At 63.4% G+C, this 21,166-nt stretch carries 22 protein-coding genes; 13 read left to right on the forward strand and 9 right to left on the reverse strand.

Translation table 11 applies throughout. The features are described 5' to 3' along the window. Positions 1–141 precede the first annotated feature (141 nt). Positions 142–1,221, forward strand: a complete 1,080-nt coding sequence (locus ACU8YE_RS20060) for a fimbrial protein (protein ID WP_446929429.1) — start codon at positions 142–144, stop codon at positions 1,219–1,221. Positions 1,222–1,411: 190 nt separating this feature from the next. Further along, on the forward strand, positions 1,412–2,428 hold the full coding sequence (locus tag ACU8YE_RS20065; protein WP_446929430.1) for a fimbrial protein: 1,017 nt from the start codon (positions 1,412–1,414) through the stop codon (positions 2,426–2,428). Between the two features lie 14 nt (positions 2,429–2,442). Here ACU8YE_RS20065 and ACU8YE_RS20070 read toward each other — a convergent pair whose 3' ends face one another. The 4 genes from ACU8YE_RS20070 to ACU8YE_RS20085 all read right to left on the reverse strand — a co-directional run bounded on the left by ACU8YE_RS20070 (position 2,443) and on the right by ACU8YE_RS20085 (position 5,740). Next, positions 2,443–3,420, reverse strand: a complete 978-nt coding sequence (locus ACU8YE_RS20070) for a 2-dehydropantoate 2-reductase (protein WP_446929431.1) — start codon at positions 3,418–3,420, stop codon at positions 2,443–2,445. 4 nt (positions 3,421–3,424) lie between these two features. Beyond that, positions 3,425–4,249, reverse strand: a complete 825-nt coding sequence (locus ACU8YE_RS20075; protein ID WP_446929432.1) for a class II aldolase/adducin family protein — start codon at positions 4,247–4,249, stop codon at positions 3,425–3,427. 120 nt (positions 4,250–4,369) lie between these two features. Beyond that, entirely contained in the window at positions 4,370–5,317 is a 948-nt protein-coding gene (locus tag ACU8YE_RS20080) for a DUF2272 domain-containing protein (RefSeq protein WP_446929433.1), read from the reverse strand. Between the two features lie 144 nt (positions 5,318–5,461). Continuing rightward, entirely contained in the window at positions 5,462–5,740 is a 279-nt protein-coding gene (locus ACU8YE_RS20085; RefSeq protein ID WP_004628548.1) for an HU family DNA-binding protein, read from the reverse strand. 633 nt (positions 5,741–6,373) lie between these two features. Here ACU8YE_RS20085 and ACU8YE_RS20090 point away from each other — a divergent pair. Further along, positions 6,374–6,913 carry an SET domain-containing protein gene (locus tag ACU8YE_RS20090; protein ID WP_446929434.1) on the forward strand — a complete coding sequence of 180 codons (540 nt, stop codon included), beginning with the start codon at positions 6,374–6,376 and terminating at the stop codon, positions 6,911–6,913. A gap of 16 nt (positions 6,914–6,929) precedes the next feature. Here ACU8YE_RS20090 and ACU8YE_RS20095 read toward each other — a convergent pair whose 3' ends face one another. Together ACU8YE_RS20095 and ACU8YE_RS20100 are read right to left on the reverse strand one after the other, a co-directional pair. Beyond that, positions 6,930–8,603: a sensor histidine kinase gene (locus ACU8YE_RS20095; protein WP_316870499.1), complete on the reverse strand. Its 1,674-nt coding sequence runs from the start codon at positions 8,601–8,603 to the stop codon at positions 6,930–6,932. Positions 8,604–8,612: 9 nt separating this feature from the next. Then, positions 8,613–9,323, reverse strand: a complete 711-nt coding sequence (locus ACU8YE_RS20100) for a response regulator transcription factor (RefSeq protein WP_316870500.1) — start codon at positions 9,321–9,323, stop codon at positions 8,613–8,615. A 75-nt stretch (positions 9,324–9,398) separates the two neighbouring features. On the opposite strand from ACU8YE_RS20100, the gene ACU8YE_RS20105 reads away from it, so the two are divergent. Continuing rightward, entirely contained in the window at positions 9,399–9,626 is a 228-nt protein-coding gene (locus ACU8YE_RS20105; protein ID WP_232041421.1) for a DUF3717 domain-containing protein, read from the forward strand. An 18-nt stretch (positions 9,627–9,644) separates the two neighbouring features. On the opposite strand, the gene ACU8YE_RS20110 is transcribed toward ACU8YE_RS20105, so the two are convergent. Both ACU8YE_RS20110 and phhA read right to left on the reverse strand, forming a co-directional pair. Further along, entirely contained in the window at positions 9,645–9,959 is a 315-nt protein-coding gene (locus tag ACU8YE_RS20110; protein WP_260803599.1) for a 4a-hydroxytetrahydrobiopterin dehydratase, read from the reverse strand. A 60-nt stretch (positions 9,960–10,019) separates the two neighbouring features. Beyond that, positions 10,020–10,964 carry a phenylalanine 4-monooxygenase gene (phhA, locus tag ACU8YE_RS20115; protein WP_232041419.1) on the reverse strand — a complete coding sequence of 315 codons (945 nt, stop codon included), beginning with the start codon at positions 10,962–10,964 and terminating at the stop codon, positions 10,020–10,022. Positions 10,965–11,102: 138 nt separating this feature from the next. Here phhA and ACU8YE_RS20120 point away from each other — a divergent pair, with 138 nt between their 5' ends. The 4 genes from ACU8YE_RS20120 to ACU8YE_RS20135 all read left to right on the forward strand — a co-directional run bounded on the left by ACU8YE_RS20120 (position 11,103) and on the right by ACU8YE_RS20135 (position 14,396). After that, complete coding sequence (locus tag ACU8YE_RS20120) at positions 11,103–11,579, forward strand: Lrp/AsnC family transcriptional regulator (protein ID WP_004628561.1); 477 nt, start codon at positions 11,103–11,105, stop codon at positions 11,577–11,579. 93 nt (positions 11,580–11,672) lie between these two features. Beyond that, positions 11,673–12,437: a lysoplasmalogenase gene (locus tag ACU8YE_RS20125; RefSeq protein WP_232041418.1), complete on the forward strand. Its 765-nt coding sequence runs from the start codon at positions 11,673–11,675 to the stop codon at positions 12,435–12,437. Between the two features lie 35 nt (positions 12,438–12,472). Continuing rightward, entirely contained in the window at positions 12,473–13,474 is a 1,002-nt protein-coding gene (locus ACU8YE_RS20130; RefSeq protein WP_322016945.1) for a delta(1)-pyrroline-2-carboxylate reductase family protein, read from the forward strand. A 202-nt stretch (positions 13,475–13,676) separates the two neighbouring features. Beyond that, positions 13,677–14,396: an OmpW/AlkL family protein gene (locus ACU8YE_RS20135; protein ID WP_024977203.1), complete on the forward strand. Its 720-nt coding sequence runs from the start codon at positions 13,677–13,679 to the stop codon at positions 14,394–14,396. 66 nt (positions 14,397–14,462) lie between these two features. Here the strand turns inward: ACU8YE_RS20135 and ACU8YE_RS20140 are convergent, their stop codons facing one another. Beyond that, positions 14,463–14,675: a cation transporter gene (locus tag ACU8YE_RS20140; protein ID WP_316870504.1), complete on the reverse strand. Its 213-nt coding sequence runs from the start codon at positions 14,673–14,675 to the stop codon at positions 14,463–14,465. A 145-nt stretch (positions 14,676–14,820) separates the two neighbouring features. Between ACU8YE_RS20140 and ACU8YE_RS20145 the strand changes: the two genes are divergently transcribed. The 5 genes from ACU8YE_RS20145 (at position 14,821) to ACU8YE_RS20165 (ending at position 21,164) form a co-directional block, all read left to right on the forward strand. Beyond that, positions 14,821–17,043 carry a heavy metal translocating P-type ATPase gene (locus ACU8YE_RS20145; RefSeq protein WP_446929435.1) on the forward strand — a complete coding sequence of 741 codons (2,223 nt, stop codon included), beginning with the start codon at positions 14,821–14,823 and terminating at the stop codon, positions 17,041–17,043. Beyond that, the gene (gene cueR / locus ACU8YE_RS20150) at positions 17,040–17,501 is read left to right on the forward strand and encodes a Cu(I)-responsive transcriptional regulator (RefSeq protein WP_232041414.1); all 462 of its coding nucleotides are present in this window, start codon (positions 17,040–17,042) and stop codon (positions 17,499–17,501) included. The genes ACU8YE_RS20145 and cueR overlap by 4 nt, the downstream gene beginning before the upstream one ends. Before the next feature lie 75 nt (positions 17,502–17,576). Then, complete coding sequence (locus ACU8YE_RS20155) at positions 17,577–18,446, forward strand: alpha/beta hydrolase (protein WP_446929436.1); 870 nt, start codon at positions 17,577–17,579, stop codon at positions 18,444–18,446. A 67-nt stretch (positions 18,447–18,513) separates the two neighbouring features. Then, positions 18,514–20,148 (forward strand): GMC family oxidoreductase, encoded by a 1,635-nt coding sequence (locus ACU8YE_RS20160; RefSeq protein WP_232041412.1) that lies wholly within the window; start codon positions 18,514–18,516, stop codon positions 20,146–20,148. Positions 20,149–20,393: 245 nt separating this feature from the next. Beyond that, positions 20,394–21,164, forward strand: coding sequence for an ABC transporter ATP-binding protein (locus tag ACU8YE_RS20165; protein ID WP_092976200.1), 771 nt, complete (start codon positions 20,394–20,396; stop codon positions 21,162–21,164). Positions 21,165–21,166 lie beyond the last annotated feature (2 nt).

A 21,166-nucleotide genomic window follows, 5' to 3' on the forward strand; every position in this document is an offset into this window, starting at 1 on the left:
TCTTCTCGGCTGTTCTGATCAACGCGATCCTCGCTGCCATGGCGATGGATCGCGTGGGTCTTTCTAACCAGCAGACCGCTTCACCTTGCCCTGCCGCCGTTGATATGCGCACGCCATGTCTGCAACAGCTGAGTTTGCAGAATGGGACAAATCCTATCCACAGACATTGGACCATGTGTTTTTATGTTGCCCGACGATAACGAACCGGAGCAACACATGCGCGTATGGTGCGCAAGGCTGGCAGCGGGCCTCATGCTAACCGCTGCAAAGGGCGCTTTTGCCTACACCTGCACCACGGTCACGACGAGCACGGCAATCCAACCGCAAAAGCTCTCGGTGCAGCGCGACCTTCCGGTCGGCGGCCTCATTGCGCAGGTGGTTTCCGATGTGGTGACTTCCTTCAAGTGCACCAACGAAGCGCCTGGGTTGACGTACCAGGAAGTCGGCATCAAGGGATATGGCACCTACGTTGGCGACTTCGACGGCAAGCGCGTGTGGAAAACCAACATTGACGGTATTGGCTATGCCATTGGCGTTGGGATTGTGAATGGATGCGGTGTCGGCCTGGAACGATGGGTGAATGGAACCAACCCCGACAACCCGAATCACCGCCTCTATTGTGCGGTCAATGGGATATTCAGCACCCAACCCATGCAGCACAAGGCGTTGATCAATTTTTACAAGACAGAATCGAGCACGGGAACGGGCACGGTATCGGGCAAAGTGATCGGCGCCTTCATCTTGAGGAACAACCAGAGCACCTGGCAGACGGAATCCCAGTTCAGCATTGGCTCCGTTGCAGTGGAAAAGCTGTCGTGCACGCTGGGCAGTGCGGCAATCAATGTTCCGATGGGAGGTGTTCCTGTCAGCGCGTTCAAGGGACCGGGCACGTCGCCGCCAGATGGCCGCACGAAGAGCTTCGGTATTCCGTTGACGTGCCCGAAAGGCGCCAGCATCAACCTGCAACTTGACGGCACGGCACATGACGCCACGCAAGGCATGCTGAAGTTGGACAACGACGCCTCAAGCGCCACGGGCGTGGCCATCCAGATGCTCTATGACGATAAGCCCGTGGAGCTTGCCAAGCGCTTCAAGTGGCAGACAACCGACGCCGAAGGTACGTATTCGATCCCCCTCAAGGCGCGTTACGTACAAACGGAAAACAGCGTCGTCCCCGGTATTGCCAACGGCAGCGCGACCTTTACGCTGACGTATCAATAAGTCGGCGCGGCAGGCTCACTCAAGTTGCGATTAGCGTGCGTACGCCACGCACGCTGATTTCCCTCCTACCCAGGTTTTGATACTGCGCTGATCTGCGCCTCGCGTTAACGCCAAAACAAGAAGGTTCCTACATACACGCCAGGGCTCACGTGCTTCCATTCACTGTTCTCAATCATGACGGGAGTAGGACGTGCGCATTGGATACCGGAGCTTTTTGACTGCGTTGATGTGCCTCGCTGCGGGCAGTGCCCTTGCGTACACCTGCGAAACCGTTACGAGCAGCACCACGATTCAGCCGAAGGACCTTGCGATCCAGAGAGACATTCCCGTGGGGAGCGTCATTGCAGAGGTGGCATCGGACATCGTGAGCACCTTCAAGTGTTCCAACACCGAGCCAAAGCTTCCTTGGCAGGAGGTCGGGATTAAGGCGTATGGGACATACGTTGCCGACTTCGACGGCAAACGCGTCTACAAGACAAATGTTGATGGAATTGGCTATGCGGTCGGCATAACGGCAGGCTCCGCGGATACATGGGAGGCATGCGCTAATCAGACGCGCTGGGTCACCGGGTCGAACACTGATAACCCAGATCACTACGTCTACTGCGCTGTGAACGGGATGTTCAGCGCGCTGCCAAGGCAAGGCAAAGCGTTGGTCCGCTTCTACAAGACGGCGCAAAGCATCAGCGCAGGGTCGGTTTCAGGAAAGCAGGTCGGCTCTTTCATCCTGCGAAACAACAAAACCTCTTGGCACACGCCTGAGTCCACCATCAATATCGGCACGTTCAAGGTCGATGTCATGTCGTGCACGGTAAGCCGCAAGTTGATTCCGGTGAAACTTGGCGACGTGCCCGTGAGTGCGTTCAAAGGGTTGGGCACTTCGCCGCCTTCCAGGACACAGGCCTTCAGCATTCCGTTGAACTGCGCAAAAGGTACAAGCATCAACGTGCAACTCGACGGGGAGGCACATGACGCCGCGCAGGGCATGCTGAAATTGGACGCAGGCGCCACCAGCGCCACGGGCGTAGCGATCCAGCTTCTCTACGATGACAAGCCGTTGGAACTCGCCAAGCTATTCAAATGGCAAGTGGCAGATGCGGATGGGGACTACGCGATTCCCCTCAAGGCGCGCTACGTGCAAACCGACAACAGCATCGTGCCCGGTGTTGCTAACGGCAGCGCCACCTTTACGCTCACGTATCAGTAACCCGGCCCGGTGGTTCAATAAAGCCCGCGGGTCTGGGCGTGCAGACGCACCAGACCCAGCAGCGCATCAATCTGCGGGGTCGACACACCTACGTGCTGGCCGATTTCCCGTACCGACGCCACCAGCGCATCGATCTCCAGCGGCCCGCGACCGGCTTCCGCATCCTGCAACATCGACGTCTTGAACGCGCCAAGTTGCCGCGTGACGGCACTGCGTTCTTCACCGCTCTGTTCGATCGGGCAGCCGATGCGCGCACCGATCGCCTTCGCTTCTTCCATGATGGCCAGGCAGAATGCACTCACCTGCGGGTCGTCGAGCATGCGGTCACATGTTGCTCCGGTCAGCACCGACACCGGGTTCATGGTCATGTTGCCCCATAGCTTGAACCAGATGTCGCGCTGAATGGCCTCGCTGCGTTCGATCTGCAGACCGGCGCGTTCAAAGAGTGAGCCAACTGCATCGAGGCGCGGTGAAGTGCCACCCGCAGGTTCGCCGAGAATCAATCGCTTGCCGAACCCGTGGCGCACGTGCGCGGGTGCAGCCGTCGAGCACGTCAGATGCACCACGCAACCGAGCACGTTCCTGGTTGGTATGGCCTGCGCGATACGGCCGTGCGGATCGACCGATTGCAGGCGCAGACCTTCCAGCGGGCCATGTCGATCAAAGAACCACCATGGGACGCCGTTCATCGCTACCACCACGCAGGTTTCAGGGCCGATGAGCGGGGCGATGGTTTGCGCCACGCTTTCCATGGCGGGCGCCTTGACAGCAACGACCACGACATCCTGCTCACCGAGCGCACGCGCATCGTCACTCGCGTGCACCGGCACGGTTCGCGTATTGCCGTCTTCGGTCAAGCGCAGCCCCTCGGCTTGCAGCGCTTGAAGCGTCGCGCCGCGGGCCAGCACGTTGATAGGTTGATCGGACAGCGCGAGCTTCGCGCCAAGATAACCGCCGACCGCGCCGGCGCCGACAATGCAAATACGCGTCATGTGATCAGGTTCGGTAGGAAGGATCGATGCGGTCGATGGTGCGGGTGAGCGCCGCGAACACATCTTCGCCCGCGCCAAAGTTCGGGTTGAACTGCAGTGAATCGCGCGTGCAGTTGCGCGCTACCGCCTCGGGTATCTCCAGCACCGGTCCCATTGATGTGGAAGCGAGCTGGATCTCGCACGCGCGGTTAAGCAGCCACAGCACTGCCAACGCCCGCGCAATCGAATCGCCCCAGGCCAGCAGTCCGTGGTTGCGCAGGATCACGGCGGGCTTGTCCCCGATGTTCTTCACCAGGCGTGGCCCCTCGTCTGCATGCACGGTGATGCCTTCGAAGTCGTGATACGCCACCTTGCCGTGCAGTTGCGCCGCGTAAAAGTTGCTCATCGACAGACCATCGCGCGCGCAGGCCACGGCCATGCCGGCAGTCGTGTGCGTGTGCATAACACAATGCGCACCGGCAATGCCCGCGTGAATGGCGGCATGCACGGTAAAGCCGGCCGGGTTGACGGGCCAGTCCGGCTGTCCCGCCGCGCGCAGCACATTGCCCTGCAGGTCGATCTTCACGAGGTTCGACGCGCAAACCTCGGCATAGGTCAGGCCAAACGGGTTGATGAGGAAATGCGGGCCGCCATCGTCGGCGCTGCCATCTTCGGCTGGGAGGCGCAGCGTGATGTGGTTGTAGACCAGTTCGGTCCAGCCGAGCTGCGCAAAGATGCGGTAGCACGCCGCCAGCTTTACGCGTGCGGCCCATTCGCGTGGGCCACACCAGGCTGGGCGATGCGCCTGGATGTCCGATCCGGCGTCGGGTGAAAGCGAAAGCACCTTCATGACCTGTCTCCTGATCGCAGGGGCCATGCGCCGGTCGGGTTGCCGGCGCTCAAGTGATTCACATGTTAATGAATTTGCGTCCGGCGTCAAACAACGTTACATCCGTTGGCTCGCTCTCTGCTAGGGCAACTGGTTACGCAAAATCACCAACCACTGCATGACCGAGTTCGTGTACGGATCGAGCTGGTTGGCGTCATTCAACTCGGTGATGCTCATCGACGCGGATTGCTGCACGTTGCCGCCAATCGATTTCACTTCATGGCGCACGGGGTCCACCTCAACGACGAGGTCGCAGTGCATCGGCGTTCTGCCGGCCTGGATCTCGGCCGGGTCCGTCATGAAGCGATCTGCGCCGCGTGCGGTGCAGATTAGGTCGCCGGGGCGCGGGACGGCTGGCGTGCGTTCGAGTACGAAGGCGGGATGCTTGAGCAGATGGTCGCGCGCGTCGGTCACGTATTCCGCATGCGTGGCGCCGGTCAGGAACTGATCGTTCTGCAAGCCGGCCTTGCGCATGATCCACGAGATGAACACCGCAGACCACGCCCAGCCACCGGTGGTCAACTGCTGGCAGGTCGGTGTCTTGCCGACGATGCCCCAGTAGCGCTTCGCCAGCATACAACCACGTGCGGTGGCTTCACCGCCTGTGCCATCCGGATAGCGCAGGCAAGGTGCTGGAGGCGGTACCGCTGGCGTGGCAACGGCATTGGGCAGCGGCATGTCGGTGCCGCTTTCTTCATCCGACGGGGCAGGCGTGGGGTCGTCGGCTGTCAGCCAACGGCCTTGCGGCTGGTCGGGAAAACCACCGCCGGCCACGCAATACGTATCGTCACGCCCGACGCGCACCACCTGGCGCCCCCACCGATCCCATTCGGTCATGGCAATCTCGATCATCTTTTCACGCGGCGTGGCACCGGGGCGCGTCTGCACGACTTCGTTGTCGGGCAGCGGTTCGGCTTGCGGGCGCGCAGGCGGCGTCGCGCAACCGGCAAACCATAGGACCGGTGCGATCAGGACGATCGGCAGGGCAATACGCAGAGCGAGCGAATTGCGCAGGAAAGGGCGGGACATGGAAGAGGGAGAAGGGATGGCCTGACGGGGAGACAGGCCTTCCGACGTGGTACGCCAATGCTGCGGTCGATTCACGCATGCAGCGGCATGCCACGTCGTTGGCGCTCACCAGACCGGCTGGCTGCGCCGAGGGCTGTCATTGCATCAGGCGTTGACAGCGTCCTTGAACTTCTGGCCGGCCTTGAACTTGACCGTCTTGGCCGCCTCGACCTTGATTTCTTCGCCGGTGCGCGGGTTGCGAGCCATACGCTCGGCACGCTCACCTTGGCTGAAGGTACCAAAGCCGATGAGGCTGACCGCATCGCCCTTGCCAACGGATTCCATGATGGCTTGCAGCGTCACGTTCAGTGCCTGCTCGGCCTTGGCCTTGGTCAGACCGTCTACGCCGCTGGCGATGGCGTCGATCAGTTCGGTTTTCGTCATTGCTTGACTCCCTTCAAGAGTAGATAAAACACACAACAGAGCGTCCGGGGGATGGCTCCAAGGGCGACATGATACCGGCATGCGAACAGCGCCGGCACGTGAGCTTTGTAACCGCGCCCGGCATCCGGGTTCCGCAAACCCGCATGGGGCCTACGTTGCGAGGCGATCCCATCACATCATTGTTGACACTTGATGTTTCGGTTTGCGATTGGCTTGGCTGCTCGCTGATAGGTTCGACGCAAGTCGATTGGTTGGTTTACCTTTTTTCTTATGTATACAGATAGTAGTAGTAGATAACGGTGGATAGTTTCTGTGGATAAGTAGAAAAAGGGCTTTAGGTTCAAGCACTTGTAGCGAGCAAAACAGGGGGTACCGCGTGTGCCTTCAGGTGGATAGCTTGCTGCTTTTTCCGATCGCCCGACTGGCAACCCGGTCACTTGTGCCCACACCGTCGACAGGGCAGCCACAGACAGCCAACAGCCTTTGCCGGTAGTTATCCACAGCTGCAGGCTAAGTTATCCACATTGGCCGGGTGGCATGGGGTTGCTGCACGTGTCGAGAAGCCATGCTTTTGGTGTAGGCTCACGGCTTCGTTGATCGACGTTTTTGTTTCGCTTTACTGCGCCATTTCCCATGACACGCACGTCTCCTGATGCCACGCCGGCTCTGGCTGAGTCCTCGCCCGCGCCGGAAGCTCCGGCCAAATTGCGCCGCCGCGACCGCATCGAGGTGCGCGAATCGGGCGTGCATGGTCGCGGCGTGTACGCCGTGGTCGCCATCGCACGCGGCAAGAAGATCATCGAATACAAGGGCGAGCACATCACGTGGAAGGAGGCGTTGCGCCGCCATCCTCATGACCCGACCGACCCGAATCACACGTTTTATTTCAGCCTGGAAGACGGCAGCGTGATCGACGCCAAGTACGGCGGCAACCGCGCGCGCTGGATCAACCATGCCTGCAAGCCGAACTGCGAGGCGCGGGAAGCGGATGGCCGCGTGTTCATTCACGCCCTGCGCGACATCGAAGCCGGCGAAGAACTGTTCTACGACTACGGCCTCGTCATCGAGGGCCGCCAGACCAAGGGACTGAAGGAACAGTTTGCGTGCCGTTGCGGCGCGAAGAAGTGCCGCGGGACGATGCTGGCGCCGCCTGAGAAGCGCAAGAAGAAGTAAGCCGAACGACCGTCGTTTAGACGGCGTCGCTTGCCAGCGGCAGGCGCAACACGAAGCGCATCACGCGGCTGCCATCACGCGCGGTCGCATCATCAATGGCGACGGTGCCGCCGTGCAGACGCACGATGTCGTGCACGATGGCCAGGCCCAGGCCGCTGCCTTGGGGCTGCCCCGGGCGGTGGTCCGCATCCCCACGGAAGAACCGCTGAAACACTTCACCGCGCCGCTCCGGCGGAATGCCGGGGCCGTTGTCTTCGACACTCACCACACCCCACCACTGGGACGCCGCGTCGGCCTCCATGCCGGCGCGCAAGGTCACGCGTCCTCCGGCCGGCACGTATTTGATGGCGTTGTCGAGTAGGTTGTTGATGGCCTCGCGCAGCAGCACCACGTTGGCCAGTACCGGCGCCTGCAGGGAACCCGGTGACGTTGCTTCCTGCGGCCAGGCCTCAAAGCCGAGATCCAGCCCCCGCGCAAGTGCGCGCGGAACCCACTCGGCGCCGGTATCGAACGCGAGCGAAACAAGATCGACGCGCATCGGCGGGCCCAGCTGATCGAGCGTCATGCCCGATTCGGCACGCGCCAGCGTCAGCAACTGGTTGGACAGACGCACCGCGCGGTTCGCACCCGATTGCAGTTCCAACAATGCGGGCAGGGCATCGTCCAACGTCTTGGCATTGACCGCGCGATCGGCGTGCAGCTTCAACGCGGTGAGCGGCGTGCGAAGTTGATGTGCAGCGTCTGCGATGAAGGTGCGCTGCGCTTCGAGTGCGTCGCGCAGCCGGGCCAGCAGCGCGTTCATCGCGTTGATGAGCGGTTGCAGTTCGGCGGGCACGTGTTCCGTTGATTCCGCGGGCAGCGGCGTCACCGATCGTGCGCTCTGCTTGTTGAGTGTGTCGGCCAGCGTCTGCAACGGCTGCAGTTCTTCCTTGAGCACGAGCGAGAGGATCAGCCCACCGATGGCCAGCAGCACGATCAACGGAATGGATACCGACAGCAGCACTTCCTTGGCGGCGGTATCGCGATGGTCCAGCAGCTCCGCCACTTCCACGACGATGCCGTCTTCGGCCTTCATGGTGTCGGGCGGATTGGAAGGATTGAGCGCCGGTGCTGTCTGCGCCTGCGTTGGCGCAAGCGCCGGGCGCGTGACGTCGTCTTCAGGTTCGGGCGGCACAGGCTGGCGCGGCGAGCGCGGCTTGGGCACCTCCGCGCTTACGCCCGGAACGAGCAGATGGACGGCGCGCACCTGTTTGCCGTCGATCCAGCTGTAGAACACGCGCGCATCGCCAATGCGCACCTGACCCGAGCCGTAGCCCAGCGGCGTGTCGCGCCCGACCAGCGTGCCCGTGGGGCCGGAAATACGCCAGTAGATGCGGTCGTCGCCGCTGTTCTGAACGAGCGTCTGGGCGGTGAGGGCGATGTCGTAGAGCTTGGCCGCCGGCACCTTCGGGCCAGCAATGCGCAACTGTTCGGCCAGCGTGTTGGCCACGCCCACCAAGGCGCGATCGAATACCTGGGCGGTGTAGTGCGCCGCCAGCCAATACGCCAGCGCACCGGTACCCACCACCAAACCAAACAACGGTGTCGCCAGCGCACGCAACAGATGCAGGCGCAGGCTGATTGCACCGTTGCCACCCTTGGCCGGAGCTGATGAAGCCGACGACGAGGCAGGGCGGTGGCGCTTGAACATGAACGAGAGCTACGCCGCGGCGCGTGCCTGCAACAGATAACCGAAGCCGCGCACCGTGACGATCTCCGCCTCGGAATGCTCGATCTTGCGGCGCACCCGGTGCACATAGACTTCGATGGCCGTGTCACCCACCACATCGTGGCTGGCTTCTCCGATGGCGTGGCCGAAGCTCGCGAGGTGATCCTGCAACTGCACCTTGCTGACCACCCGGCCCTGGCGCAGCATTAGCAACTCCAGTACGGCGAATTCGCGCGGCGACAGTTCCAGCGGCGCCGCATCGACAAAGATGCGCCGCTCCACGCCGCTCATGCGCAGCCGTCCGACAAGAATGTCAGGGCGCGCTGTGGGTTCGGCCGAATCATTGCGACGGCGCAGCAGTGCGCCCACGCGGGCCACGAGTTCGAGCATCTCGAACGGCTTGAGCAGGTAATCATCGGCGCCGGCGTTCAGCCCATTCACTTTGTCGAGCAGGCCGTCGCGGGCGGTCAGGATCAGCACGGGCGTCACGCGATCGCGCGCACGAAACTGCGACAGCAGCGTCATACCGTCGATACCGGGCAGCCCAAGATCGAGGATGACCAGATCGTGTGTCTGCCGCGTGAGTTGTTCAGTGGCGAAGACACCGTCGTGCACGACATGCACGCGATGCCCGGCTTGCGTGAGCCCGGCATGGATGCCGCTGGCGATGGCACGGTCGTCTTCAATCAGCAGGATGCGCATTGACTCGATCCAGATGCGGGGCGGAAAGGGCAAAAAGGGACAATCGGCGAGATTGGTCAGCGCTACAATGCGCGGATGACCGATGCCCTGCTCACCATCACCGATCTGGAGGCCGCCATCAATTTCTGGCGTGCCCGTTCGCCCGCCGAAGGCGAGGAACTGCGGCTGTGTGCCGAGGCGTCGGCGCTGGCCAAGCCGTATGCGCTGATGATTGTACAAGGCGCCACCCGCATCGCCCCTGAGGAGTTGGGCGACAAGGCGCGGGCAGCGTATGAGGCGTGGCGCGCAACCATACAGGGCTGAGCGCCAGCATTGCGGTGATTACTTGGCGCCAGTGGCGCCTGCGCCTTTCGCGGCCTGCTCGATAAAGCGCGCGAGATCGGCGTCACGGTGCGTGAGCCCGTTCGCATCATGCGTGGACAATGTAATGTCCACGCGATTCCACACGTTGAACCACTCCGGGTGGTGATTCATCTGCTCGGCCTTGATTGCCACGCGCGTCATGAAGCCGAACGCGGCGTTGAAGTCGGCAAAGGTAAACGTTTTCTGGATGGCGTCACGGTCGCTCTGCAGCGTCCAGCCGGGCACTTCGGCAAAGAGGGCTTTGCGTTGGTCTTCGTTCAGGGTGGGCATCATGATGGGGGCGAAGTTCTGTCTTGAATGCGCGCAGTATAGTCAGCGCTCAAATATCTGTGCTCAGATGTCCGCCGTGTCTGCCCAACCTTCGCGGTTACCCACGTTCAGCACAACATCGCCCTCCACCACATCGCCCGCACCGATGGTCGGCAGCGCGGCGAGCTCTTCATACAGCGGCGTGAAATCCGGACGCGTGGCGTCGAACAGTTGCTCGAAGCTGTCGATCGTGAAGTACGTCTTCTGGAACGTGTCGATGCGGTAGCGCGTACGCATGATGCGGCGCACGTCAAAGCCGATGCGGTTCGGGCTGGCTGAATCCAGCGCGTACACCGACTCACTCTTGCTCGACACGATCCCCGCGCCGTAAATGCGCAGACCGGCCGGCGTGCGGATCAGGCCGAATTCCACCGTGTACCAGTACAGGCGCGCGAGCATGTCGAGCTGGCCCAGGCGCGCGGCCTTCAGGCCACCCTTGCCGTAGGCTTGCATGTAGTCGGCAAAGACTGGGTTAATCAGCAGCGGCACGTGGCCGAAGATGTCGTGGAAGCAATCCGGCTCTTGCAGGTAATCGAGCTGATCGGGGCGACGCATCCACCAGCTTGCGGGGAAACGGCGATTGGCGAGGTGGTCGAAGAACACTTCGTCGGGCACCAGTCCCGGCACGGCAACGATCTGCCAGCCGGTGGCGCGCATCAGCGTTTCGTTAAGCTCGTCGAATGACGGCACGGCATCGCGGCTCATGCCCAGCGTCGACAGGCCTTGCAGGAATTCATCGCACACGCGGCCCGGCAACAGCGCTTCCTGGCGGTCGTATAGCGTGCGCCACGTTGCGTGATCAGCGGCGGTATAGCGGTGCACCGGCTGCTGCATGGTGAAATCAGCGCGCAGCGTCTGGCCGTCGAGGCCTTCTGCGAATTGCTCACGCAGCTTGTCGGTCAGGGTGCCGTTGAAGCCGTCCGGGGCGGCGTTTTGGGCTGCGTCGGGGGCGTTGGTTGCGATGGCCATTTGTAATGTCGATCTTGTGCAATCAGAGTCCGGCCAGTGTATGGGCGCGCTCACGCGGATTGGCCGCAAAACCGCTACCCATTGCGCAGGGTTTGCGGAATTCATGCAGAATTCAGCTTATCAACGCAGGAGATGTGCATGATTTCCCTCGATACCTTTGATCTGGCTCTGCTGGCGGCCCTTCAGCGCGATGGGCGTGCGACGCATCAGCAGCTCTCGGAGCAGGTTCACCTGTCGGCCAGCCAGGTCGGGCGGCGTCTGGCGCGGCTTGAATCGGAAGGCGTGATCGAGGGCTACCGGGTAGTGCTTTCGCCGACGGGGCTGGGCTTGGGCGTGACGGTGTTTGCCAGCGTCAAGCTCGCGCACCACGGCGACGCCATCGTCGAACGCTTTCATGAAGAGATCAGCTTGCTCGACGCGGTGCAGGAGTGCTATTCCGTGGCCGGCGACGCCGATTACATGCTGCGCGTGGTGGTGCCGGACCTGCCGGCGTTGTCGGAATTCGTCATGCGCAAGCTGATGCGCGTGCCGGGTGTGGATAACGTGCGTTCCAATATTGTTCTGACGGCCTTGAAGCGGGATGGCGCCTTGCCGCTATCCCACCTTGGTGGGTAGATTCGTGCCTTGCGCCAGGGTGCGCGGCGTGTCACGCTGCAAGCCGACATCACCTTGCTGATATGAAACGCCTGTCTTGGGCGGGAGACCACGATGGTTGAAGGACACACCACGCATCCGGTGCACGCGCCGGCGCATCTGTCAGGCGGCTACGGCATGCCGGCACGGGTTCGCGCCTGGTGGGTGGCCGCTGCAGTGGCAGGCGTCACCTACGGCGGCATGCTGACCATGGTCGCCGTCGAGGTGCCGCCCGGCACGCCGCTGGTGGGCCGCATCGTCGCGCAGCCGCTGTGGAAAATGCTGATGGCGTTGCTGCTGGCGCGCGCCGCCTCGCTGCATGAGATTCCGCGCGAGCGGCGCTGGCTGATCGGCGCGATGGTGTTCTCCGCACTCGGCGATCTATGGCTTGCGCTGCCGTGGCTGGCGTTCTCGTTCATGGCTGGGCTGGGCTGTTTCCTGCTGGCGCACTTGTGCTACCTGCGGGTGCTGGTGGGCCTGCGCGGGGCGTCGTCGGCCATCCGCATGATGGGCGTCGGGGTGATGATCGGCGTGGCCATCGGCATGTTGCTTTGGTATTGGCCCGGCCTGGGTGAGTTGAAGGGGCCGGTAATCGTCTACATGGTCGTGCTGTCGGCGATGGTCTGCGCGGCATTGCTCGCGCGGCTGCCGGGGCCGCTCACGGCGTGGGGCGCACTCGCCTTTGCGGCTTCCGACGCGATGATCGGCATCAGCGTGTTCGTCTTTCCGTTCACCGACCACGAACTGGCGATCTGGTGGAGCTACGCCGCTGCCCAGCTCCTGATCAGCGCCGGGTTGCTCACGCGCCGCATGCCGCCCGCGCGCCGCGCCGTGGCATAAGGTCCGTCCGACGTTTCTTCCCCTGCGGGAGTCCCATGCTGCAGACCCTCGACGCTGCCACCACGGCGGCCCGCTTGCCGTATGCCGCGTTGGCCGATGCCATCGCGCAGGTATTGCGCGATGCGCGTGCGGGCCGTGCCCAGGCGCCCGCGCGGCTTGTGATGCCGGTGGCTGATGGCGGCAGTTTGCTGCTGATGCCCGCGTCCAATGCCGACATTGCCATCACCAAGATGATCACCGTGCACCCGCACAACGCGGCGCAAGGTTTGCCGGCCATTCACGGCGAGGTGGTGGTGATGGACGCCCGCACCGGCGAGCGTCGGCTAATGCTCGATGGCCCGACCGTGACTGCTCACCGCACAGCGGCTGTGTCGTTGCTGGCGGCGCGTTTGCTGGCGCCTGAGCCGGCCGGTGACTTGCTGTTGATCGGCGCCGGCGCGCAGGCACGCGCCCACTTGGAAGCGTTCCGTTTCGGACTGGGCACACGACGCGTCACGATCATCGCGCGCACGGCTGCCAACGCCGATGGCCTGGCCGCCCACGCACGCGCGCTCGGCATGGACGCCACGGCGCTGGCCGGTGGCGATGCGGCCGGTGTGGCAGAAGCTGCCCGTGCCGTGCTGCCGCAGACGTCGCTGGTCATCACGGCGACGCCGTCATCGCAACCAGTGCTGCCCGATTTGGGTGATCCAAGCCACCCTGCGGGCTATGCCTGGGGCGCACATCACTTCGTCGCCGCCGTTGGGGCGTTCCGGCCCGACATGGCCGAGCTGCCGCCGCGTCTGTGCGTGCATGCCGCAGCGGTCGATCGGCTCTACGCCGATACCTTGGTCGACCTGGAAGCCGAAGCGGGCGATCTGCTGCGGGCAGGCGTGCCGTGGTCGCGTGTGCGACCGTTACAACAGTGCGTCGATACGCCGCCTGACACGCTGACCCAGCCCGCGCCGGTGTCGCCAGTGGTATTCAAAAGCGTTGGCAGTGCCCTATGGGATCTGGCCGCGTGCGTGCTCGCGCTGTCCAAGTCCAAGCCTGTTTAAAAACTGAGCATGTGCTGAAGACGCCCACCGCAGGCCAATCTAGCGCACAGCTTGTAACAGGAAACCTCTAGAAAAAGGGTTCTAGCCGAGGCAATCACACGGGATAATGGCCATCCCTTCCGCCTGGGAGGAGACTTAGAACGCACCGCAAACGGTTCAACCGTCTGCATCGGATGCGTCTGACACAGGAGCACATACAGAGATGGCCTATAAAAAAGCACTGGCGGCCGCCGCCGGGATGATCCTCGCCACCGCCGCGCACGCACAGGCTGCCGGCAGCAATATCGTTAGCCTCGGCTGGTTCCGCGTGATGCCGAACAGCTCGAGCGATCCGCTGCTGGTAAAGAGCATCGGCGGGATGCCGGTGAATCAATCGCAGTCCGGCACGGGTGCCAAGATTCAGGAAGCCGACACCGTTGGTCTCGCCTTCACGCACTTCTTTACCGACAACATTGCCGTTGAACTCGTGGGCGGCATTCCGCCGCGCCACAAGATCGAAGGTACTGGCGCGCTGTCGGGTTACGGCGAAATTGGCTCGGCCAAGCAATGGAGCCCGGCCGTGCTGGCGAAGTGGTACTTCTTCAACGCCGACACCAAGTTCCGCCCGTACGTTGGTCTGGGCCTGAACTACACGTGGTTCTCCGACGAGAAGATCACGAACAGCGCCTTCCAGACGAAGCTGGCCGGCCCGGGCAGCAAGAGCAACGTGTCGACCGACGGTTCGTTGAACCCGGTGCTGAACGTGGGTGCTACATACGCCATCACCAAGGACTGGTTCGTTGGTCTGTCGGTGTCGTACCTGCCGCTGAAGACCACGGCAACGATTGACAGCACCACGGCGACCGGCGTCCACGTTGTGAGCGAAGCGAAGATCAAGATCAACCCGGTCGTGACCTTCCTGAACGTCGGCTACCGTTTCTAAGCGGTTTCCGCACAATCAAAAAGGCGTGCCAAAGCGGCACGCCTTTTTTTGTTGCCCGCGCTAGGTTCAGGCGAAGGCTTTGACCGGGTAGCCGGCTTGCTCGATGGCGGCCTTGACCGCATCGGTGCTGGCGCCGCTGGTGACGGCCACGGTCTGCTTGTCCAGGTCTACTTTGACACTGGCACCGGCATCGACTTGCTGCACCGCACGTGTGACGGCCGACACACAGTGACCACAGCTCATGCCAGACACGGAAAAGGTCGTGGAAGACGTCGTCATGGTTTGCTCCTGAAAAGAGGAAGAGAGAATCACGTAAGCAGTATGAACCTTCCCATCGTGGGAGCCGCAAGTGTAAAATGCAACTTGACCTTGCCAAGATGGGAAGGTCTAGGCTGATGTCATCTTCTTCAGAACGGACGCTTCCATGACTGCCGCCAGCCTTGCCGACGTGACTTCCACCGATTTGGATATCAGCGGGATGACGTGCGCCGCGTGTGCGGGCCGCGTCGAACGTGCCTTGCGCGCAGTGCCAGGTGTGACCGAAGCGAGCGTAAATCTCGCGACCGAGCGCGCGCGGGTGCAGGGCGCCGCCGCCAGCGATGCATTGATCGCCGCCGTCACGGCCGCCGGCTATGGGGCGCGCGTCGCCTCTGACGAAACCGCTGCCCCAGCTGCTGCCGAACCCGACTTCTGGGAGGGTGCCGGCCCCGTGTGGATTGCCGCCGCACTCTCCGTGCCGCTCGTATTGCCGATGATTGCCGGCTGGTTAGGCGGTGACTGGATGTTGCCCGCCTGGGCGCAATGGCTGCTGGCGACGCCGGTGCAGTTTGTGATTGGCGCGCGCTTCTACAAGGCGGGCTGGAAGGCGGTGCGCGCGGGTGCCGGCAATATGGATCTGCTCGTCGCGCTTGGCACGTCGGCGGCGTATGGGCTATCGCTGTGGCTGTGGTGGCGCGCGGGAGCGGGCGGGATGCACCATGAGCCGCACTTGTACTTCGAAAGCGCCGCCGTGGTCATTACGCTGGTGCGGCTTGGCAAGTGGCTGGAAGTGCGTGCCAAGCGCCAGACCGCGCAGGCCATCCGCGCGCTGCAGGCACTGCGCCCCGATACCGCTCGCGTGCGCAGTGCCGATGGCACGCTGCGCGATACCCCCGTCGCCCAGGTGCGCGTGGGCGACGTGGTGTCCGTGCGCGCCGGTGAACGCATCCCCGTGGATGCCGTGGTGCTGGAAGGCGCAAGCCACGTCGATGAATCCATGCTGACCGGCGAAAGCCTGCCTGTGCCCAAGCACGAAGGCGATCACGTGACCGCCGGCGCGATCGCCACGGATGGCGTGCTGCTCGTGCGCACCACGGCGATCGGCGCCGACACCATGCTCTCGCGCATCATTCGCCTTGTGGAAGACGCGCAGGCCGCCAAGCCGCCGATCCAGCAACTGGTCGACCGGGTAAGCGCCATCTTCGTGCCGGCGGTGCTGGTGGCGGCGTTGCTCACGCTGGCCGGTTGGTTTATCGCTGGTGCCGGGTGGGAGACGGCCATCGTCAACGCGGTCGCGGTGCTTGTGATTGCCTGCCCGTGTGCGCTGGGTCTTGCCACGCCGTCCGCCATCATGGCCGGCACGGGTGCGGGTGCGCGGCGCGGCATCCTGATTGCAGATGCGCAGGCACTTGAACGCGCACAGCAGGTGGATTTCGTCGTTTTCGACAAGACGGGCACGCTTACCGTCGGCCAGCCGCGCGTGACGGCGGTCGAAGCCGCATCCGGTATCGAGACCAATGCACTGCTCGATCAGCTTGCCGCGCTGCAGGCTGAGAACACGCATCCGCTTGCGCAGGCCACGCGCGACTATGCCAAGGAGCGCGGTCGCGCAGCCGCGCCCGCGCAATCGCCGGAAGTGTTGGCTGGGCGCGGTACGCGCGGCATCGTGAATGGCGCATTGCTGCAACTCGGCAATGCGCGGTGGATGGATGAACTTGGGCTGGATCGCAGTCCATTGCAAGCGTGCGCCGATGCGCTGGAAGCACAAGGCAATACCGTCTCGTGGCTTGCGCAGGGTGATGGAGGCAGCGTGCAGTTGCGGGGCCTGATTGCATTTGGCGACGCACTTAAGCCCGGTGCGAAGGAGGCCGTGGCCGCGCTGCAGGCGCGTGGCGTGCGCACCGCGCTCGTGACGGGCGACAACGCAGGCGCCGCACGCAGCGTGGCGCAGGCACTGGGGATCGACGAAGTGGCCGCGCAAGTGCTGCCGCAAGACAAGGCCGCACGCGTGACGGCGTGGCAGCAGAGCGGCCATGTGGTGGCGATGGTGGGCGATGGCATCAACGATGCGCCTGCGCTGGCGGCGGCCGATGTCGGCATCGCCATGGCCACGGGCACCGACGTGGCGATGCAGGCCGCTGGCATCACGCTCATGCGCGGCGAGCCGCGGCTGGTGAGCGACGCGCTGGACCTGTCGCGCCGCACCGTCGCCAAGATCCGCCAGAACCTGTTCTGGGCTTTCATCTATAACGTGGTGGGCATTCCGCTGGCGGCATTCGGCTTGCTGAACCCCACCTTTGCCGGCGCGGCCATGGCGTTTTCCAGCGTGAGCGTGGTCACCAATGCACTGATGCTGCGTCGCTGGCGCACTACCGGAGACAACGCATGACCCGCACGGACATCAACGAGACCCAAGGCCCCGTCAACATTGGCGGGGCCGCAAAGGCCAGTGGCGTGTCGGCCAAGATGATCCGTTACTACGAAAGCATTGGCCTGCTGCCGCCCAGCCCGCGCACCGAAGGCAACTACCGCATGTATGACGCGCGGGCGGTGCACGTGCTTCGCTTTATCCACAGGTCGCGCTCGCTGGGCTTCTCGCTGGAAGAGATTCGCACGCTGCTTTCGCTATGGAACGACCGCGAACGCGCCAGCGCCGATGTGAAGGCCGTTACCCTGCGCCACGTGGCGGATCTCGACGCGCGCATCAGCGAACTGCAGAGCATGCGCGACACGCTCATGACGCTCGCCAATGCGTGCCACGGTGATGACCGCCCGGACTGCCCGATCCTCGAGAGCGTGGCCGGCGAGGGCGGTGAACCCGATAACTCTGACGCCTGCTGCCACTGACGGGCCGCTCGATTGACGCAGATTGCGACAGGCGGCGTCTATGCCACAATCTGGCAACCCAAGGAGGAGACGCCGATGACGCAAGCCCCCGCTCAGGCCACCGCCCATCCAGCACTGGAAACCCGCCAGCGCATGAAGGACGGCACTGAACTGCTGGTCCGCACCTGGTTGCCCGCGCCCGACACCGGCGAGCCGCGCGGTACCGTCATCCTCGTTCACGGCATGGCCGAACACAGCGGCCGCTATCCGCATGTGGCCAAGGTGCTCACCGACCTTGGCCTGCGCGTACGGGCCTTCGACTTGCGCGGCCATGGCAAAAGCGGCGGCCCGCGCATGGCGCTCGACGCGCAAGACAACTACCTCACCGATCTCGCAGAAATCGTCGATGCCGTCGTCGCCGAATGGCACGAGATGCCGTTCGTGCTCGGCCACAGCATGGGCGGGTTGATCGTCGCGCGCTTTACCACTGCGCGCATCCGGCCGGTGCGTGGCGTGCTGCTGTCATCGCCTGCGCTGCGGGTGAAGTTGCCGCCTGGAACGGGCATCGTGCGTGGCGTTCTTTCTGCGCTGGCGCCCAAGCTGGCGGTGCCCAATCCAGTGGACCCGGCCAAGCTGTCGCATGACCCGAGCATCGCGCCGGCCTATCGAGCAGACCCGCTGGTGCAGGGCACAATCAGCGCATCATTGCTGGAGTTCATGCTCAATGCGATCACGCAGGCGCAGCAAGACGCGCCGCGCCTGGAAGCGCCGATGCTGCTGATGGCCGGTGGCGCGGATTCGATTGTCGATCCTTCCGGCAGCCGCGATTTCTATGCGAACGCGCCGGAAGATCTGCGGACCTTGGCCTGGTTCGACACCGGCTATCACGAGATCTTCAACGAAGCCGAACCGCTGCGTAGTGAGGTGTTTGGGAAGATGACGGAGTGGTTGGCTTCGCGGATTTGATTTGAAGTGAGTTGGTTGCACCACAAAAACAAAAACCAATAACACCAAGGAAAAGAAGCACGGAGACATGGACACCTACGACTACATCATCATCGGCGCGGGCTCCGCAGGCTGCGTCCTCGCCAACCGCTTGACCCGCGACCCCGACGTCTCCGTGCTGCTGCTGGAAGCAGGCGGCAAGGACGATTACCACTGGATCCACATCCCCGTCGGTTATCTGTATTGCATCGGCAACCCGCGCACCGACTGGCTCTATCGCACCCGCGAAGAACCTGGCCTGAACGGCCGCTCGCTCGGGTATCCGCGTGGCCGCGTGCTGGGTGGTTGCTCGTCGATCAACGGGATGATCTACATGCGCGGCCAGCGCGAAGACTACGACGGCTGGGCTGCCATCACCGGTGACGATTCATGGAAGTGGGACGCCGTCCTGCCACTGTTCAAGGCCAGCGAGAACCATCACGGCGGCGCGAACGCATGGCACGGCGCGAACGGCGAATGGCGCGTCGAGCCGCAACGCCTGCACTGGCAGGTGCTGGAGACTTTCATCGAGGCGGCTGTGCAGGCGGGCATCCCGCGCACGAGCGACTTCAACCGCGGCGACAACTTCGGCGTCGGCTACTTCGAGGTCAACCAGAAGCGCGGCATCCGCTGGAACACGGCCAAGGGCTTTCTGCGCCCGGCGTCGCAGCGGCCGAACCTGACGATCGTGACGGGTGCGCAGGTGCGGGCGCTGACGTTTGACGGCAAGCGCTGCACCGGCGTGACGTATCGCGGCGCAGGGCAAGACTACACGGTGGCCGCGCGCGAAGAGGTGATTCTTTCGGCCGGCGCGATCAACTCGCCGCAGTTGCTCGAGCTGGCGGGCATCGGCCAGCCGGAACGTCTGCAGGCGCTCGGCATCCCGGTGCGCCAAGCATTGCCGGGTGTGGGAGAAAACCTGCAGGACCATCTGCAACTGCGCAGCGTGGTCAAGGTGAACGGCGTGCCGACGCTCAACACGCGCGCCTCCAAGTGGTGGGGCAAAGCGCTCATCGGCATGCAATACGCGTTCAACCAGAGCGGGCCGATGAGCATGGCGCCATCGCAGTTGGGCGTGTTCGCGCGCTCGAATCCGCACGTGGCGCGTCCCGATGTGGAGTACCACGTGCAGCCGCTTTCGCTCGACAAGTTTGGCGATCCGCTGCACGCGTTCAATGCGTTTACGGCGAGCGTGTGCAACCTGCGGCCGACCTCGCGCGGCACGGTGCACGTCACGTCTGCCGACCCGTTTGCTGCGCCGAGCATCGCGCCGAACTACTTGTCCACAGAGGAAGACCGCAAGGTCGCGGCGGATTCGTTGCGGCTTACGCGCCGCATCGTTGCGCAGCCGGCCTTGGCGCAATACCGGCCGGAGGAGTATCTGCCCGGCGCGGCGTTTCAAACCGATGAGGAACTCGCCCGCGCCGCCGGCGAGATCGGCACGACCATCTTCCACCCGGTCGGCACGTGCCGCATGGGGCGCGCTGACGATGCAAACGCGGTGGTCGACGCGCAATTGCGCGTGCGCGGTATCGAGGGGCTGCGGGTGGTCGACGCGTCCGTCATGCCGACGATTACGTCAGGCAATACCAACTCACCGACGATCATGATTGCGGAGAAGGCGAGCGAGATGATTCGTGCTGCGCGCAAGGCGCGTGCACGCGGTGAGGCCGTGCCAGCCTGACGCCGGTTCCGTTGCCGATGACACGGGCGTGACACACCGCCCGTGTCCACTGGATACGCAATCGGCATTGCCCCGATACGTAACTCTACGTAACCCACTCCTGCGGGCCGCAAAGTCAATACCGGCGCGGGTTTCCGAGGCGTAAGCGGTGTGTAATCGTCTCGGTAAAAACCCCGATGTTTTGCAACGCAACAGCCGTTGACAATCATCCGCACCATAAAAAGGGCGGGAGACAAGAGGGAATCATGGCGCAGGACATCATTCTCGAAACGCGCGGACTGACCAAGGGCTTCAAGGGCTTTACCGCCGTGTCCGACGTCAACTTGCGCGTGCAGCGTGGGTCCATCCATGCGCTCATCGGCCCGAACGGTGCCGGCAAGACGACCTGTTTCAACCTGCTGACCAAATTCCTGGTGCCCACGCGCGGCACGATTCTGTTCAACGGAGTCGATATCACATCGGAAAAGCCGGCACAGATTGCGCGCCGCGGCGTCATCCGCTCGTTTCAGATCTCCGCCGTGTTTCCGCATCTGACGGTGATGGAAAACGTTCGCGTTGGGCTGCAACGGCAACTCGGTACGGCGTACGCGTTCTGGCGCAGCGAGCAGTCGCTCAACAGGCTGAACGCGCGTGCGATGGAGCTGCTCGAGCAGGTGGGGCTGACGGAGTTCGCGCACACCGTGACGGTGGAGCTGCCCTACGGCCGCAAGCGCGCGCTGGAAATTGCCACCACGCTGGCGATGGAGCCCGAGCTGATGCTGCTCGACGAGCCCACGCAGGGCATGGGCCACGAAGACGTGGACCGTGTGACGGAGCTGATCAAGCGCGTCGCGCAGGGCCGCACGATCCTGATGGTCGAACACAACATGAACGTGGTCTCGTCCATCGCAGACAAGATCACGGTGCTGCAGCGCGGCCAGATCCTGGCCGAAGGCCCGTACGAAGACGTCTCGAAGAACCCGCAGGTGATGGAGGCCTATATGGGCACCGCCGATGCGGCGCTGGAAGGCCATTGAGG

It is taken from the genome of Ralstonia sp. VS2407, assembly GCF_052950655.1.

Coding starts and splice junctions, on each gene's coding strand:
- ACU8YE_RS20060 (WP_446929429.1), top strand. CDS start 142: ATGGGACAAATCCTATCCACAGACATTGGACCATGTGTTTTTATGTTG.
- ACU8YE_RS20070 (WP_446929431.1), bottom strand. CDS start 3,420: ATGACGCGTATTTGCATTGTCGGCGCCGGCGCGGTCGGCGGTTATCTT.
- ACU8YE_RS20075 (WP_446929432.1), bottom strand. CDS start 4,249: ATGAAGGTGCTTTCGCTTTCACCCGACGCCGGATCGGACATCCAGGCG.
- ACU8YE_RS20080 (WP_446929433.1), bottom strand. CDS start 5,317: ATGTCCCGCCCTTTCCTGCGCAATTCGCTCGCTCTGCGTATTGCCCTG.
- ACU8YE_RS20085 (WP_004628548.1), bottom strand. CDS start 5,740: ATGACGAAAACCGAACTGATCGACGCCATCGCCAGCGGCGTAGACGGT.
- ACU8YE_RS20090 (WP_446929434.1), top strand. CDS start 6,374: ATGACACGCACGTCTCCTGATGCCACGCCGGCTCTGGCTGAGTCCTCG.
- ACU8YE_RS20095 (WP_316870499.1), bottom strand. CDS start 8,603: ATGTTCAAGCGCCACCGCCCTGCCTCGTCGTCGGCTTCATCAGCTCCG.
- ACU8YE_RS20100 (WP_316870500.1), bottom strand. CDS start 9,323: ATGCGCATCCTGCTGATTGAAGACGACCGTGCCATCGCCAGCGGCATC.
- ACU8YE_RS20105 (WP_232041421.1), top strand. CDS start 9,399: ATGACCGATGCCCTGCTCACCATCACCGATCTGGAGGCCGCCATCAAT.
- ACU8YE_RS20110 (WP_260803599.1), bottom strand. CDS start 9,959: ATGATGCCCACCCTGAACGAAGACCAACGCAAAGCCCTCTTTGCCGAA.
- phhA (WP_232041419.1), bottom strand. CDS start 10,964: ATGGCCATCGCAACCAACGCCCCCGACGCAGCCCAAAACGCCGCCCCG.
- ACU8YE_RS20120 (WP_004628561.1), top strand. CDS start 11,103: ATGATTTCCCTCGATACCTTTGATCTGGCTCTGCTGGCGGCCCTTCAG.
- ACU8YE_RS20125 (WP_232041418.1), top strand. CDS start 11,673: ATGGTTGAAGGACACACCACGCATCCGGTGCACGCGCCGGCGCATCTG.
- ACU8YE_RS20130 (WP_322016945.1), top strand. CDS start 12,473: ATGCTGCAGACCCTCGACGCTGCCACCACGGCGGCCCGCTTGCCGTAT.
- ACU8YE_RS20135 (WP_024977203.1), top strand. CDS start 13,677: ATGGCCTATAAAAAAGCACTGGCGGCCGCCGCCGGGATGATCCTCGCC.
- ACU8YE_RS20140 (WP_316870504.1), bottom strand. CDS start 14,675: ATGACGACGTCTTCCACGACCTTTTCCGTGTCTGGCATGAGCTGTGGT.
- ACU8YE_RS20145 (WP_446929435.1), top strand. CDS start 14,821: ATGACTGCCGCCAGCCTTGCCGACGTGACTTCCACCGATTTGGATATC.
- cueR (WP_232041414.1), top strand. CDS start 17,040: ATGACCCGCACGGACATCAACGAGACCCAAGGCCCCGTCAACATTGGC.
- ACU8YE_RS20155 (WP_446929436.1), top strand. CDS start 17,577: ATGACGCAAGCCCCCGCTCAGGCCACCGCCCATCCAGCACTGGAAACC.
- ACU8YE_RS20160 (WP_232041412.1), top strand. CDS start 18,514: ATGGACACCTACGACTACATCATCATCGGCGCGGGCTCCGCAGGCTGC.
- ACU8YE_RS20165 (WP_092976200.1), top strand. CDS start 20,394: ATGGCGCAGGACATCATTCTCGAAACGCGCGGACTGACCAAGGGCTTC.